The organism is Pseudoflavonifractor sp. An184 (genome assembly GCF_002160305.1).
Taxonomy (GTDB): domain Bacteria; phylum Bacillota; class Clostridia; order Oscillospirales; family Oscillospiraceae; genus Lawsonibacter; species Lawsonibacter pullicola.
This window is the reverse complement of sequence record NZ_NFKI01000010.1, coordinates 1-11704: the sequence shown is the minus strand read 5'-3', so window position 1 is coordinate 11704 and position 11704 is coordinate 1. Positions and strand designations below refer to the sequence as shown.

Below are 11704 nucleotides of genomic sequence, written 5' to 3'. Positions count from 1 at the left end.
GCAAGGTGAGTTCTGTATGCTGGATAGTGCGCTGACAGATCAGGAGCGGCGCTTTGCTGCTGAGAACCACCGGCTTATCCTGGCGTACCTCGCACGTAGAGGGCTGCCGGAGGAGGAGTATTACGCCGTCGCCGCACTTGGGTATATCAGTGCGGTGCGGCGCTACCTCTCCCGGCCGGAACTCCATCGGCATGCCTTTTCCACCATTGCCAACCAGGCCATGCGCCGGAGTGTTTCACATGCCATGCGCACCCGCTATGGACGCCGTCATCACATGGAGACGGTCAGTTTGGACACGGGAGGCACGGATGGGATGCCGCTTCATGCGATCTCCGACAAAAGGATGGAACAACAGCTGGAGGAGGTGCTGATCCTCCATGCGCTCTCTGCCAAACTGCCTGCGCAGCAGTATGATCTGATGCGGCTGAGATTGGCTGGATACAGCGTGCGGGAGATTGCAGCTGAAAAAAAGTTGAGTGAAAAAAAGGTGAGGACACTGCTCCGGAAAACCCGAGAATCCTATACAAGGTTGTGTGAGAGTCCATAAGACAGATTTTACTGTCCGATCACAAAACAGATGAAGGAGGCTTAGAAATGAAACCGAGAATGAAGACTGTCCGCATGGCGGGAGTTGCCCTGGCTCCAGTCGAAGTAGGGAGCCGCGCGCTCCTGCTCAGCGGCGGCAAAATTATCTGGACGACTCAGGTGGTTGCTGTTTACAAGCGGACGGAGAGCGAACTCCGCTTCGAGACGCTCAACACTATCTATCAGATCAAATTGAGCCCTTTTCCGAGAAACGATTGCGCCGCGCTCCCTGTGAGTATGGCCGCATAGTCGGATAAGGGAATGGGGCGCCTGTATAGAGGCGCCGCAAGTCACCCGGCCGGGGCAGGAGAAATCCTTGCCCCGGCTTTTCTATGATACGAGTTTGAAAGGAGTGATGACTATGACTTGGATGGATCGGATGGCAAAACGGGTGAGGGCCAAGGAACTTGTCCACTTCCACTGCCAGCGGTGTGGACGTTGCTGCCGGAATCTTCGGGAACAGGCCATGGTGGAAAACTTGGACGCGTACCGGATTGCAAAGTACCTCAAGGAGCACGGCCACCCCGAAATTGATATGGCGACCGTCTTTGATGAGTACACGGTGCCGGTGCTCCTGCCGGGCAACTTCCCTATTTTCATGGTGAAAACTGCGGGTCAGGATGAGGCGTGCATCTTCCTCAACGGCGATGCGTGCTCAATCTACCCGGCTCGCCTGCGGGTCTGCCGACTGTATCCCTTTTCGGTGGACACAGGGGAGCACGGACAGGATTTTATCTGGTATCAGTGTTTAGAGCGACAGTTCCATTTCACCGGCGGCACAGTGCGAGTCAAAGACTGGTTCAATCAGAATTTCTCCAGGGAGGACCGTGCGTTTGTCCTTCGGGAGAGAGATTTCCTGCCTCAGCTCGGCAAGCGGATTCTGGCTATGGAAGGAGACGTCCTGGACGCTGCAATCAGGGAAATCTGTCTGCTGCGCTATGCATTTTTTGATCTGGATGAGCCGTTCCTGCCTCAGTATGATCGAAATGCCAAGGAGCTGCTCCGCAGATTGGACCGGCTTGCCCAGGAAAACGGGATTGAGATGTGAGGAATGGATACGCTGAAATTGGCGCTGGCCCTGCGTAACTATCAGCTGGGAGTCAGCTTCCTGGCAACAGTTTTCTATCTGGACGCAATGGCGCCTGGAGAAGTTGCGGAACCTGTGCGAAAAGCGCGCGGCTGGGGCGCCGAGCGACAGGTGGAGATCATCAACACCTACCATAAGCAAGGAATCCTGACGGAGATTCTGCTGATTATTCTGGCGAAGAAGCTGGAGTTTATCGCTGCTGCGACAACCGTGAACCAGGTGAAGGAGATTATCCGCCCCTCTCTGCCGGAGTTTCAAGCGGGGGTGATCAAAGTCATGTCTCCGTATCATGTGGAAGAGGAGGAGCTGGTTTTGTGGTCACTGTTTTCGGCGCAATGCCTCCTGCGCCATGAGGCACAGGAGCGAGCTCTGGAATTATTTGACCGTTATCAGCACCGGTGGGGAGATGACAGAGTCGGAGGAGAGATGCCGGCAGAGCATGAGAATGCCCGCTGCCGGGAGAATCAGAGCGAAAAAGGAAAAACTCAGAGAAAGGGGACATAGAAATGCAGAGCAAAGAGATCCCGGATCAAAAGGTACCTGGGCGGCTGGCGGACCAGCATTGGAGTGAGGTAATGGACGCGGCCAAGCGGTACGGATTTGTTGCTCAAGCCTATGGCGGGACAGCGCTGCTGCTGACCCATCGTGTCCAGCTGGAGGAGTATGGAGAAGGAGGTTATCTCCGCATCCAGAAGATGTGCGGACACTGTGCCAGAGACCTGGGGTACCGAGGCTGTCTGAATGACAATGGACAGATTTTGGACTGTGCACTCTGCGCGCTGAACCGGCCTGAAGCCGGAGCGGCTCAAGGAGGGGAGACACCCTCGGCTCAACAGAAAGGAAGTCCAATATGGGTGAAATGACGATAGACTTTGCCATTCGGGTTTTGCGCGGCGCGAGAGTAGTGCCGATCCCCAATATCCCGGGGAACCCCATTTTGTACTCCTATCAAAATCAGAAATTTTATGATATAGCCCGCAGCATGGCTATCCAGGCACTCAAGGAGAATGCGGAGCTCAAGGAACAGATTCGTGCGCTTGAGCGACGGCTGGAGGCTTACGGCGCGGACAAGGCCGCTGATACAAATGGCGGAGATAAGAGAGGATGGTAAGAACTTGAGAATTCTTGCGTTTTGCCGGCATAAGAGCGCCGGATGGGAAGGAGTGATCTTCCAGGAGGACGACGGGCGGACCAGGATTACCAACGGCATCGCCGTGTGGGACGATTCGGAAAAACGCCGCGCCGCGTTGGAGGAGGTGAAGAGCGTGGACCTGCAGACTATATGCAAGGGATTGGAGCGGTACAGCCTGCATCATGCGCTTTTAGAGCTGCTCCGAACTGACCCTGAAGCTGTGGACAAGCAGGACCAGGAATATCTGGCGGAGCCGCTGGTGGAGGAACTGAGGTTTCAGATCTCCGATGAGAAAATCGACATCCGATGCAGCGGGTTCATTTTTGTCCAGGCGAGAGGACCGGCGGCCGCCTTGGAACAAAAGGCGCTGCTGGAACAGTACCAGCGGGTGCTGCAGGAGGGGAAAGCGCGTAAGGTGCAGATCTCCTTTTCCAATCACTTCCGCAGACGGCTTCTGGAACGCTGGGACGAGTACCTTACGGCGGTCGAGGACCGCTTGAGGACCTATCGGAAGATGATGGAGCTGGCATGGCTGCTGGAGCGCCGGGGAATCCATTTGGGATACTGCAACGATCATGTGCTTCAGGATTTGTATGACCAGCATTCCAGCTATTCGGCCTTTTACCACGCCGGCAGCCCCTGCCAGGAGATGGAGTGGATTGCCAGAGAGCTGATGGGGCTGGAGCAGGCGTTTGCTGAGTGCCCAGATATGCGGGGACGCAAACACAAAATCTATTTGTAATACAGCTGCCTGAGCAGAATCAGGTGAAACAGTGCACAACCGCCGGACGGATGCGTGATGCTCCGCCCGGCGGTTGTGTATTCCGAGAGCGAACGGAGGTATCTGGATCATGAGGAAATTTTCCTACGATACGGCGGTCCGTGGACAGGAGATCAGCAAAGAGGACTACTATGAGCAGCTGAATATGCTCCCTCCTATCTCCATTCGGGGCGGCCAAGGCTGGGGCGGAGGGTTTCAGATCAGCGAGCCCCGAAGTCACGTCGAGGATTTAAGGACTGGGCGGTGGCGCGGACTGTACGCTACATTTACCTGCAGCAGCGGACACTACTATTTCCAGGGATACAATTTCGCCGGTGAAGTGGACAGCCGTCCTTATATCAGAGAGCCGGAAGAACGGAGCTGAAATCTGCCCTGACTGGGTTAAAACCACGAGGGATGCCGTCAGAGAAATGAGAGCAGAAAGGAGTAATGCAAATGGGTATGCAGGACCCCAAAAGCGCACTTCAGCAGGAGGCGCTGTCTGAAATTGCGGCCAGACTTGGAGTTGTGGCAGTATGCCCAAACGAGGTCGGAAGAGAGAGAAATACAGTGCTGTTCTATGACCTGGGAGAGGACGAGAACGGCGGGCCTGCCAGGCGGGGCGTTTCCCAGGGACCGTTTTGGCGTTTTGAAAATATCAATGCGGAAGGCCGACCGGATACGAATTTTGCCAACAAGGGAAAACTGGATCTTCGCTCCAGCCGGTGGCGTGAGGTTTTGGAGGGAGCGGTCAGACTCGCTCTGGCAACCAGCCGCCAGCAGGAGTATGTGATGAGGAGCGGAGGTTATCTGGCTGTCCGAGAGTCGGACGAAAAATACAACGACTGGAACCGTGAAAAAATAGCGGCTATGAAGCTGCTCCATGGCGCTGCCTTTCTGGGTGAGATCAATTTTTATGGCGACCGGCGGCGGAAAGTGGCACAGGGGGAAATGAGCGTCTACGAGGAGTTCTGTGGTCAGCTGGTCTGCAATGGCCAGGGTGCCTTTTGCGTCCCTGCGGCAGACGCCTGGCTTCAGAAGAAAATCAGACTGTGGAATGCCAGGGAGAACATGATAGGGGCCCGGGTGGATATGAACTCCATCATGGACCGGATCTATATACTCGGAGGTATAAACCTGATTTGGTTCTGAGAAAAAGATGAAGGAGGAACAATACAGTGAGTGATATTCGCGATAAAATTGCCAAATTATTATCGCTGGCAGACAGCTCCGATGAGAATGAGGCCAGAGCTGCGCTGCTGAAAGCCAGAGCGATTATGGCTCAGCACAAGCTGTGTCCAGAGGATATTAAACGTGAAGAGAGGTCCAGTGTAATTGTTCAGACTGTGGGCGTCAGCTGCACCAAAATGACGGATAGCTGGGCAGTGGAACTTGCAGCAGTCATTGCCACAAATTACTGCTGCAAAGCATTCCGAAGACGGACGAAGGGCGCGAAGATAGTGGCGGTCGGATTTGCTGGTTTGGAAGAAGACTTTGCCATCTGCAAAGAAATTTTCCTCTATGCCTATGACTGCGTCAAAGTGCGGGTCAATGAGATCCGAAAGGAAAATCGAGAGAAAGGATATCCTGCGAACGACATTCGGAAGATGTGCAATGGATATGGATTCGGATTTGCCCGCGGGCTGAAGATCGCCTATGTACAACAGCAGGAGCAGCATCAGGAGTGGGGACTGGTCCTGGTTGTTCCCCAAGAGGTGGAGGCCGCCATTGCCAGCTACAAGCCGCCTTCTGTCTATGCAAAGGCAGATATGCGCGGCGCCGGTGCTGCCTATGCGAAGGAGGGCTTCGAGGATGGGATGGCGTTTGATGTGAGCCGTCGTATCGCGCCCACTGAGGCAGATAGGAAGCCGGAACTTCCCATTGAACGGGAGTATGCTTCTTAATAGTGGAGATCTCCTTGGAACAGATACATGCGGACATTTTGCTGACAAAAGAAGAATAAAGGGTCCAGGCTGCGTTTTCGCGGCCTGAGACCTCCTTTGGCAGAAAAACGCTGGAAGTCCGGAGAAGACGGCCGTATGCCCTATAAGGATTGGAGGTATGGTGCTATGAGGATCAAAGTGATAATCGTGGACGGAATTGTGACAAGCGTTTTGACCGATGGGGACGCAGAAATCGAGATCATCGACATCAATCAGGACTATAGAGATTGCAGACAGCTCTGTGCCTACGAGGAGGAATTGCACCGCGACGCAGAACTTCGCGAAAGCGCATTCACAGTGGCTAATTTCTGCGACGACTCAGAGTAAGCAGAAGGTGTGGCCGGTGTGTCTCGCGTCAGAGGTTTCTCAAGCAGGAGAAGAAAATGTGGGAGCCGGCTGATTGCCTGAGGAAGATCAAATTGTGGGCAGAGCGGCTTGACGGCGCTGTCCCAGATAAGAAGGAGAGAACAGGAATATGAAAGTTAAATATACATTTCACGAGCCGGGCTGCTACATCTGCAACGACCTGGTGATCCAGGGGGGCGGGATCAGCGAGACTCGGTACTGCGCAGGCTTTCCTAAACGGAAAAACCCTAAAAGATTCCGGGCATCTGATCCGAAAATGAAGGCGCCGTCCTGGTGCCCGCGGCGCATTACGCCGCCGGTACTTCGAATCTATGGGTTTCGGGACGAGTGGAGCAGACTGATGGAGTTGGATAGTCTGCCGCAGAGAGGAAAGCCAGCGCCCGCCTATATCAGTCCCCACAGTTTTCATTACAAGCTGCGTACAGAGACAACGACGAACTTGACGGCCCGGCAATTCTTCAAAATGTACCACAAGGGGAGAGATCTGGCTGAGATCGACGAAAACATGGCCATAGGGGAGGTCATTGAGATCGACAATGGATTACGGCCGTATTTTTTCTTCTGTTATGATTACTCGACGATCATCCCGGTGTCGACATTTTATAAGCCGCAGGGGGAAGAAAAATGAATGATGTGAAACAGAGGGCTATCGATACGATGGATGAATTGCACCAGACCATTGAATATTGCCAATATTCCACAGTGATGGATGGACTGCTGGACATAGAACCGCTGCAGGAGCGGGATGAGGCTTTGGAAGAACTGTGGGCACAGTTTTCCGATGTGCCCATGAACCCGGAGACAGAGCGTATGGAAGCCCCCTTCCTGGAGTGGGATGCCGGCACGGCGCGGGAGGAGATCTGGCGGTGGTTCGATGAGCGCCACAGCCGGGGCGTGGCCTACCTGCTTTATGGCGCCAATGGATCAGAGCAGAAGGCGTGGCAGGGCCTGGAATGCGAATCCGCAGGCTGCCCCTACCAGCATCAAGGTGAGTGCCGCTTTCAGCTGGTGCATGAGCGACCGCCTCGACTGACGGAGCGGGACGGATGCATCGACTTCGACTACACGGAAGGCGGGGCGGCAGAGGTGTGATTCCTGCGGCCTGCCCGCCTGGACCGCGAAACATGACTGGGAGGAGCAGATATGAAGTACCGATTGATCTACGAAGTGATGGACCGGCGCCGCCGGGCGGACCGCCGGTTTCTCTATGACGATTACAGCTTCGGCAGGCGGCCCGAGCAACGGCATGGGCAACCCTTGGGACCGCTGTGGATTGTGGCACGGGACCCGACCGGCGGCAGACGGTTCTGGATCGTCGAGAAAAACGGCGTGCTGGAGCTGAGTGTCGTGCGGCGGGATGAAATGGGCCTTGACCACAAAATGGTCCTCAAGCGAAGATGCAAGACGCAGAGGGAGATGGCGGCGCTGTTGGCGGCGCTCTTTGAGAGAGGAGGTCCTGCGCTATGACGAAATGGGGGACCTGGTGTGCGGCATTTACAATCGAGCTGGACGGCATCCTGCTGGATTGGTCGGAACTGTCCAGCATCACCCGCACACAGATTCTGCTTGCACTTTGGAAGGGAGTCACCAGCGGCGAATTGCACGAGGATGAAGCATGGGAAAAGGCTGCCTCATGAATGGGCGGCACTGAATAGAGCGGCCGGTGCGCTGCGGGGGAGCAGTGCGGCCGACGGCTGAAGAAAGGAAGGCCCGGACTTATTTTGAGTCCGGGCCTTCCTTTTATGTACCGGCGCTTATACCGGGAAGGTGTGGATACACTTCAAGAGAGTGATCCTTAGCTCCTGGTAGAGATCTTCATCGAAGATCCCGTCATGCCAGGCCATACTGCTGAGCAGAGGATCGTAAAGGCGTATCATGCGGTCCTGAGCTGCCGGGTCCCCGGCTTTTGCATGGAGCAGCAATTCCCTGAAATTCATGCTTTCTCGTCCTCCTTCAGCTGCTGGAGCAGCTTTTTTCTGGCGCGGTAATATACGGCCATGGCGCCTTGGTAGGTGAGCCCAAGTTTTTGCGCGAGCTCTGCCGGCTTCATCTCATAGACGATGAGATCGAGCAATACCTCCAGATCCCGAGGCGCCATGGATTTGAGCGCACGATAGACCGCCTTGTTCTCAATGGTGTCCATGAGAGGGAGGCCGGAGAGAAGATCGGGTTCTTCTGTGGAGTCTAAGGGCGTCTCCTGGAAATCATAGCTGGGTTCATACACGGCTAATTTGCGCAGGTCCTCCAGGTACCTGCTTTTACAGCGCCGCACGGCCACAGTCAGGTAAGCGGTAAAGTGATTTTGCAATAAGTTGATCTCGCCGCGGCCGTCATTTCTCTGTGTCATTTGTATTTCCCTCCTATGCGGATCGTTCGTGGATATGAACACTGCATGGAGGGAGGGGAGCGGCACCTGACCAAGCTGCGGCCGTTTCGATGTATCTCGCCGCTAAATCCAATGTTCTTCCCTAATTCGACATAAAAAAGACCTGCGCACCTTACGGTGCGCAGGTCACTGATGATGGAATATATTGGATTATGATGGGGGCCGGCTCTACCTCCCTGGCTGTCCGGCCTGACAAAAAGGCCCTTGGCGATGCACTACAATCTCACGGTGGGAATTTCCTGCCATTTCTGTTTACCTCCTGCAGTATGTGTCTGTTTGAAATTCCGCCAGGTGATTTGATAGATTGTTGCGATGCTGTATTCTCTTGTATCTTGGCCTCTCATTGACCTCCCGATATAATAAAATTGCGGTTATGTCATAGATGTGGATATGTTGCCACAAATCGGATGACTTTTGCTTGCCTCAGCAAAGAAAAGCCGACAAGCATCCGAAAGGCTGATTACATGGCCTTGGCAATGTCCGTGATAAATTTGTGAATGATTTCAAGCTGGTGGTAATCGCACTCATCGAGCAGAGCTACAACGGAGTCACGGAGCTGTTGTGTGTCTCGTTCCTGAAAATCCAGCGTTATGATCTCCTCGATACGAATATGGTAGACCTCGCAGACTTGAAGCAGTTTTCCAAGGCTGATGGTCTGCTCACCGCGTTCGATCTTGCCCCAATATTCCACATTTTCTCCCAGGCGTTCACAGAACTGTTCCCGTGTGAGATTTTTCAATTCGCGGATTTTCCGCAGTTTCGCAGCTATTTCAGCGACTTTTTCATCTGTTTTGTGGTTCACTGCACCCCTGCCGTCCTTTGGTTATGTTTTTCTCTATTTTATCGGAAATTAAAAATGCTATACAGTGTGAGAAAGGCAGGGGAACCCTTGACATCTATACAAGTTGGAACCTATAATATTGTTGAAAATAACTTATGTCAAGATGAAAATAGGGGGTGGAGTTGTGCATAAAGCGGGCCGGGAACATCTGGAAGAGTTCATTTTTTATAATCAAATTGCATATATGAGAGACAACATGAGAGCCATGATTCAGCTGACGAAGCGGTACCCGGAGCTGCTGGAGCGCTCTCTTGCCCATGACGATCTGACAGAAGGGTTTCATCCAGATGACCTCGGTGAGGAATATCTCCATCCGGTCACATCTCTTAGCACCCGCATGACGGTGCGGAGGGTGCTGGATATGGTGGCATACTTGCTGGGCTGTGACAAGGCACCCAGAAAGTACAGAATCCAGCTGCAGAACAGTACGATAGCAAGCAGGACGGTTTTTAACTATGCCGTGAGCCGCTACCAGCAGGATTATGACAGAGAGGAGATCTGGAAAAGATATTTTCTGGCTTTGCCGGAACTGCAGCGGATCATTGAGTACCGCCGCATCAATAGTCTGGCGGAGCTGGAATACCGGGCGGCGGAATATTTTACTGGGAGGCGTACATAAGGGGCGTGTATAACGGAGGGGCCAAAAGGATATAGGAGAGTCTTGGTATAACATTACAGCTATAACCTAATATCTTAAAACTGAGAAGGGGACAGCAGAAGCTGTCCCTTTCTGATAACTGAGGGGGAAAAGTAAAACACTTGGAAATACAGACTCAATGTGCTATGATGAGCTATGGTAAAAAGACAGAAGACCGGGCCGGCCGGCGCAGTCGGGCGGGCCTGCCCGGAGTGAAAAGGAGTTCGGATGACCATGCATACATTGGGCGAAGTACGCACTGCGCTGGCGGCCGGCGAGCTGGACGAGGCTCTGGCCCGCCTGATGTGCGGGGACCCCGCGCCCGGCCGGCAGCGGGTATCCCAGCTGCTGGACGGCTTTCAGCGGACCTTCGGCGGGGGGGAAGACACCCCTGTGACGCTGTGTTCCGCACCGGGCCGCACGGAGATCTGCGGCAACCACACCGACCACCAGCACGGCAGGGTGTTGGCCGCGGCGGTGAACCTGGATTTTTCGGCCTGCGCCGCCCCCAACGGCACCAACACCATCCGCTTCCAGTCGGAGGGCTGGCCCCTGGTGGAGGTGGAGCTGGACACCCTGGACCCCAAGGAGGAGGAGAAGGAGTCCACCGCCGCCCTGGTGCGGGGGATGGCGGCCCAGGCCGCCCGGCGGGGCTACCCTGTGGCGGGCTTTGACGCCTACGCCCTCTCCAACGTGCTGCCCGGCTCCGGCCTGTCCTCCTCGGCGGCCTGCGAGGTGCTGCTGGGCGTCATTGAAAACCACCTGTTCTGCCGGGATGAGCTGACGGCGGTGGAGATCGCCCAGATGGGCCAGAAGGCTGAGAATCTCTACTTCGGCAAGCAGAGCGGCCTCATGGACCAGACCGCCTCCTCCGTGGGGGGCGCGGTGGCCATCGACTTCGCCGACCCCGCCGCCCCCGTGGTGCGGTCGGTGGCGGTGGACCTGAACGCCCTGGGCTACGCACTGTGCATTGTGGACTCGGGGGCCAGCCACGCCGCCCTCACCGGCGAGTATGACTCCATCCCCCAGGAGATGCGGGCGGTGGCCGCCTTCTTCGGCAAAAACGTGCTGCGGGAGGTGGACGAGGCCCAGGTGCTCTCCCAGCTGCCCCAGCTGCGGGAGGCAGCCGGAGACCGGGCGGTCCTCCGGGCCCTCCACTTCTTTGCCGACGACCGGCGCGCGGAGCAGGAGGCCGACGCTCTGGAGCGGGGCGACATGGACGCCTTCCTGGCCCTGGTGGAGCAGTCGGGCCGCTCCTCCTGGGAGCTGCTCCAGGATATCACCCCCACCGGGGCGGTCCAGGAGCAGGCCATGGCCGTGGCTCTGACGGTGGCCGAGCGGGCCCTGAACGGCCGGGGCGCCTGCCGGGTGCACGGCGGCGGCTTCGCCGGCACCATCCAGGCCTTTGTCCCCCTGGACCTGCTGGAGTCCTTCAAATCCCAGGTGGAGAGCGCGCTGGGCGCGGGCAGCTGCCACGTGCTGAGCATCCGCCCCGTGGGCGGCACCGTCCTCTGGGGCTGATTTTCGATCGGAATCGAAGAAAGGAGCGCATAGAACTATGGCGATCTTAGTATTGGGCGGAGCCGGCTACATCGGCTCCCACACGGTATATGAACTCATCGACGCGGGCCGCGAGGTGGTGGTGGCCGACAACCTTCAGACCGGCTTCCGGGCCGCCGTCCACCCCAAGGCAAAGTTTTATCAGCTGGATATCCGTGACAAGGGTGCCCTGGACACCCTGTTCCAGGCGGAGCACATCGAGGGCGTGATCCACTTTGCCGCCTCCTCCCAGGTGGGGGAGTCCATGTCCGACCCTTTGAAGTATTACGACAACAACCTCCACGGCACCATGGTGCTCCTGAAGTCCATGGTGGAGCACGGGGTGGATAAGATCGTCTTCTCCTCCACCGCCGCCACCTACGGCGAGCCCGAGCGGGTGCCCATCCTGGAGGACGACAAGACCGTCC

The 11704-nt window shown here is 55.9% G+C and carries 21 protein-coding genes; 18 read left to right on the top strand and 3 right to left on the bottom strand.

Annotated elements, in window-relative coordinates; translation table 11 throughout:
- Nucleotides 1-16: 16 nt before the first annotated feature.
- The 15 genes from B5F19_RS05220 to B5F19_RS17430 all read left to right on the top strand — a co-directional run bounded on the left by B5F19_RS05220 (nt 17) and on the right by B5F19_RS17430 (nt 7510).
- On the top strand, nt 17-547 hold the full coding sequence (locus B5F19_RS05220) for a sigma-70 family RNA polymerase sigma factor (RefSeq protein WP_087288670.1): 531 nt from the start codon (nt 17-19) through the stop codon (nt 545-547).
- 47 nt (nt 548-594) lie between these two features.
- The gene (locus tag B5F19_RS05215; protein ID WP_087288668.1) at nt 595-834 is read left to right on the top strand and encodes a hypothetical protein; all 240 of its coding nucleotides are present in this window, start codon (nt 595-597) and stop codon (nt 832-834) included.
- Nucleotides 835-946: 112 nt separating this feature from the next.
- Nucleotides 947-1633 (top strand): YkgJ family cysteine cluster protein, encoded by a 687-nt coding sequence (locus B5F19_RS05210; protein WP_162612524.1) that lies wholly within the window; start codon nt 947-949, stop codon nt 1631-1633.
- A gap of 3 nt (nt 1634-1636) precedes the next feature.
- The gene (locus B5F19_RS05205; protein ID WP_087288664.1) at nt 1637-2176 is read left to right on the top strand and encodes a hypothetical protein; all 540 of its coding nucleotides are present in this window, start codon (nt 1637-1639) and stop codon (nt 2174-2176) included.
- 2 nt (nt 2177-2178) lie between these two features.
- A complete protein-coding gene (locus B5F19_RS05200) occupies nt 2179-2535 on the top strand; it encodes a hypothetical protein (protein WP_087288662.1) in 357 nt (118 codons plus the stop codon).
- Complete coding sequence (locus B5F19_RS05195) at nt 2523-2783, top strand: hypothetical protein (protein WP_087288660.1); 261 nt, start codon at nt 2523-2525, stop codon at nt 2781-2783. The genes B5F19_RS05200 and B5F19_RS05195 overlap by 13 nt, the downstream gene beginning before the upstream one ends.
- A 4-nt stretch (nt 2784-2787) precedes the next feature.
- Complete coding sequence (locus tag B5F19_RS17660; RefSeq protein ID WP_204248296.1) at nt 2788-3546, top strand: hypothetical protein; 759 nt, start codon at nt 2788-2790, stop codon at nt 3544-3546.
- A 109-nt stretch (nt 3547-3655) separates the two neighbouring features.
- Nucleotides 3656-3949 carry a hypothetical protein gene (locus tag B5F19_RS05185; RefSeq protein ID WP_087288657.1) on the top strand — a complete coding sequence of 98 codons (294 nt, stop codon included), beginning with the start codon at nt 3656-3658 and terminating at the stop codon, nt 3947-3949.
- A gap of 71 nt (nt 3950-4020) precedes the next feature.
- On the top strand, nt 4021-4716 hold the full coding sequence (locus tag B5F19_RS05180; protein ID WP_087288655.1) for a hypothetical protein: 696 nt from the start codon (nt 4021-4023) through the stop codon (nt 4714-4716).
- 26 nt (nt 4717-4742) lie between these two features.
- Complete coding sequence (locus tag B5F19_RS05175; protein ID WP_087288652.1) at nt 4743-5468, top strand: DUF2786 domain-containing protein; 726 nt, start codon at nt 4743-4745, stop codon at nt 5466-5468.
- A 165-nt stretch (nt 5469-5633) separates the two neighbouring features.
- Entirely contained in the window at nt 5634-5834 is a 201-nt protein-coding gene (locus tag B5F19_RS05170) for a hypothetical protein (protein WP_087288650.1), read from the top strand.
- Between the two features lie 148 nt (nt 5835-5982).
- A complete protein-coding gene (locus tag B5F19_RS05165) occupies nt 5983-6501 on the top strand; it encodes a hypothetical protein (RefSeq protein ID WP_087288648.1) in 519 nt (172 codons plus the stop codon).
- Entirely contained in the window at nt 6498-6965 is a 468-nt protein-coding gene (locus B5F19_RS05160; RefSeq protein WP_087288646.1) for a hypothetical protein, read from the top strand. Before B5F19_RS05165 ends, B5F19_RS05160 begins: the two co-directional genes overlap by 4 nt.
- 51 nt (nt 6966-7016) lie before the next feature.
- The gene (locus B5F19_RS05155; protein WP_087288644.1) at nt 7017-7340 is read left to right on the top strand and encodes a hypothetical protein; all 324 of its coding nucleotides are present in this window, start codon (nt 7017-7019) and stop codon (nt 7338-7340) included.
- Nucleotides 7337-7510, top strand: coding sequence for a hypothetical protein (locus B5F19_RS17430; RefSeq protein WP_162612523.1), 174 nt, complete (start codon nt 7337-7339; stop codon nt 7508-7510). Before B5F19_RS05155 ends, B5F19_RS17430 begins: the two co-directional genes overlap by 4 nt.
- 117 nt (nt 7511-7627) lie before the next feature.
- Here the strand turns inward: B5F19_RS17430 and B5F19_RS05150 are convergent, their stop codons facing one another.
- The 3 genes from B5F19_RS05150 to B5F19_RS05140 all read right to left on the bottom strand — a co-directional run bounded on the left by B5F19_RS05150 (nt 7628) and on the right by B5F19_RS05140 (nt 9061).
- Nucleotides 7628-7810 (bottom strand): helix-turn-helix domain-containing protein, encoded by a 183-nt coding sequence (locus tag B5F19_RS05150; protein ID WP_087288641.1) that lies wholly within the window; start codon nt 7808-7810, stop codon nt 7628-7630.
- The gene (locus B5F19_RS05145; RefSeq protein ID WP_087288639.1) at nt 7807-8220 is read right to left on the bottom strand and encodes a sigma-70 family RNA polymerase sigma factor; all 414 of its coding nucleotides are present in this window, start codon (nt 8218-8220) and stop codon (nt 7807-7809) included. The genes B5F19_RS05150 and B5F19_RS05145 overlap by 4 nt, the downstream gene beginning before the upstream one ends.
- A gap of 499 nt (nt 8221-8719) precedes the next feature.
- Nucleotides 8720-9061, bottom strand: a complete 342-nt coding sequence (locus B5F19_RS05140) for a helix-turn-helix transcriptional regulator (protein ID WP_087288638.1) — start codon at nt 9059-9061, stop codon at nt 8720-8722.
- Between the two features lie 235 nt (nt 9062-9296).
- On the opposite strand from B5F19_RS05140, the gene B5F19_RS05135 reads away from it, so the two are divergent.
- The 3 genes from B5F19_RS05135 to B5F19_RS05125 all read left to right on the top strand — a co-directional run.
- Nucleotides 9297-9719, top strand: a complete 423-nt coding sequence (locus B5F19_RS05135) for a hypothetical protein (RefSeq protein ID WP_140394159.1) — start codon at nt 9297-9299, stop codon at nt 9717-9719.
- A gap of 246 nt (nt 9720-9965) precedes the next feature.
- Complete coding sequence (locus B5F19_RS05130; protein ID WP_242972706.1) at nt 9966-11258, top strand: galactokinase family protein; 1293 nt, start codon at nt 9966-9968, stop codon at nt 11256-11258.
- Between the two features lie 37 nt (nt 11259-11295).
- Nucleotides 11296-11704, top strand: a 409-nt coding sequence (locus B5F19_RS05125; RefSeq protein ID WP_140394158.1) for an NAD-dependent epimerase/dehydratase family protein, incomplete at its 3' end; no start/stop codon positions are given.

What these genes read in the sequence shown, in the direction of transcription:
- B5F19_RS05220 (WP_087288670.1), top strand. Translation starts at nt 17, where the DNA reads ATGCTGGATAGTGCGCTGACAGATCAGGAGCGGCGCTTTGCTGCTGAG.
- B5F19_RS05215 (WP_087288668.1), top strand. Translation starts at nt 595, where the DNA reads ATGAAACCGAGAATGAAGACTGTCCGCATGGCGGGAGTTGCCCTGGCT.
- B5F19_RS05210 (WP_162612524.1), top strand. Translation starts at nt 947, where the DNA reads ATGACTTGGATGGATCGGATGGCAAAACGGGTGAGGGCCAAGGAACTT.
- B5F19_RS05205 (WP_087288664.1), top strand. Translation starts at nt 1,637, where the DNA reads ATGGATACGCTGAAATTGGCGCTGGCCCTGCGTAACTATCAGCTGGGA.
- B5F19_RS05200 (WP_087288662.1), top strand. Translation starts at nt 2,179, where the DNA reads ATGCAGAGCAAAGAGATCCCGGATCAAAAGGTACCTGGGCGGCTGGCG.
- B5F19_RS05195 (WP_087288660.1), top strand. Translation starts at nt 2,523, where the DNA reads ATGGGTGAAATGACGATAGACTTTGCCATTCGGGTTTTGCGCGGCGCG.
- B5F19_RS05185 (WP_087288657.1), top strand. Translation starts at nt 3,656, where the DNA reads ATGAGGAAATTTTCCTACGATACGGCGGTCCGTGGACAGGAGATCAGC.
- B5F19_RS05180 (WP_087288655.1), top strand. Translation starts at nt 4,021, where the DNA reads ATGGGTATGCAGGACCCCAAAAGCGCACTTCAGCAGGAGGCGCTGTCT.
- B5F19_RS05170 (WP_087288650.1), top strand. Translation starts at nt 5,634, where the DNA reads ATGAGGATCAAAGTGATAATCGTGGACGGAATTGTGACAAGCGTTTTG.
- B5F19_RS05165 (WP_087288648.1), top strand. Translation starts at nt 5,983, where the DNA reads ATGAAAGTTAAATATACATTTCACGAGCCGGGCTGCTACATCTGCAAC.
- B5F19_RS05160 (WP_087288646.1), top strand. Translation starts at nt 6,498, where the DNA reads ATGAATGATGTGAAACAGAGGGCTATCGATACGATGGATGAATTGCAC.
- B5F19_RS05155 (WP_087288644.1), top strand. Translation starts at nt 7,017, where the DNA reads ATGAAGTACCGATTGATCTACGAAGTGATGGACCGGCGCCGCCGGGCG.
- B5F19_RS17430 (WP_162612523.1), top strand. Translation starts at nt 7,337, where the DNA reads ATGACGAAATGGGGGACCTGGTGTGCGGCATTTACAATCGAGCTGGAC.
- B5F19_RS05150 (WP_087288641.1), bottom strand. Translation starts at nt 7,810, where the DNA reads ATGAATTTCAGGGAATTGCTGCTCCATGCAAAAGCCGGGGACCCGGCA.
- B5F19_RS05145 (WP_087288639.1), bottom strand. Translation starts at nt 8,220, where the DNA reads ATGACACAGAGAAATGACGGCCGCGGCGAGATCAACTTATTGCAAAAT.
- B5F19_RS05135 (WP_140394159.1), top strand. Translation starts at nt 9,297, where the DNA reads ATGAGAGCCATGATTCAGCTGACGAAGCGGTACCCGGAGCTGCTGGAG.
- B5F19_RS05130 (WP_242972706.1), top strand. Translation starts at nt 9,966, where the DNA reads ATGACCATGCATACATTGGGCGAAGTACGCACTGCGCTGGCGGCCGGC.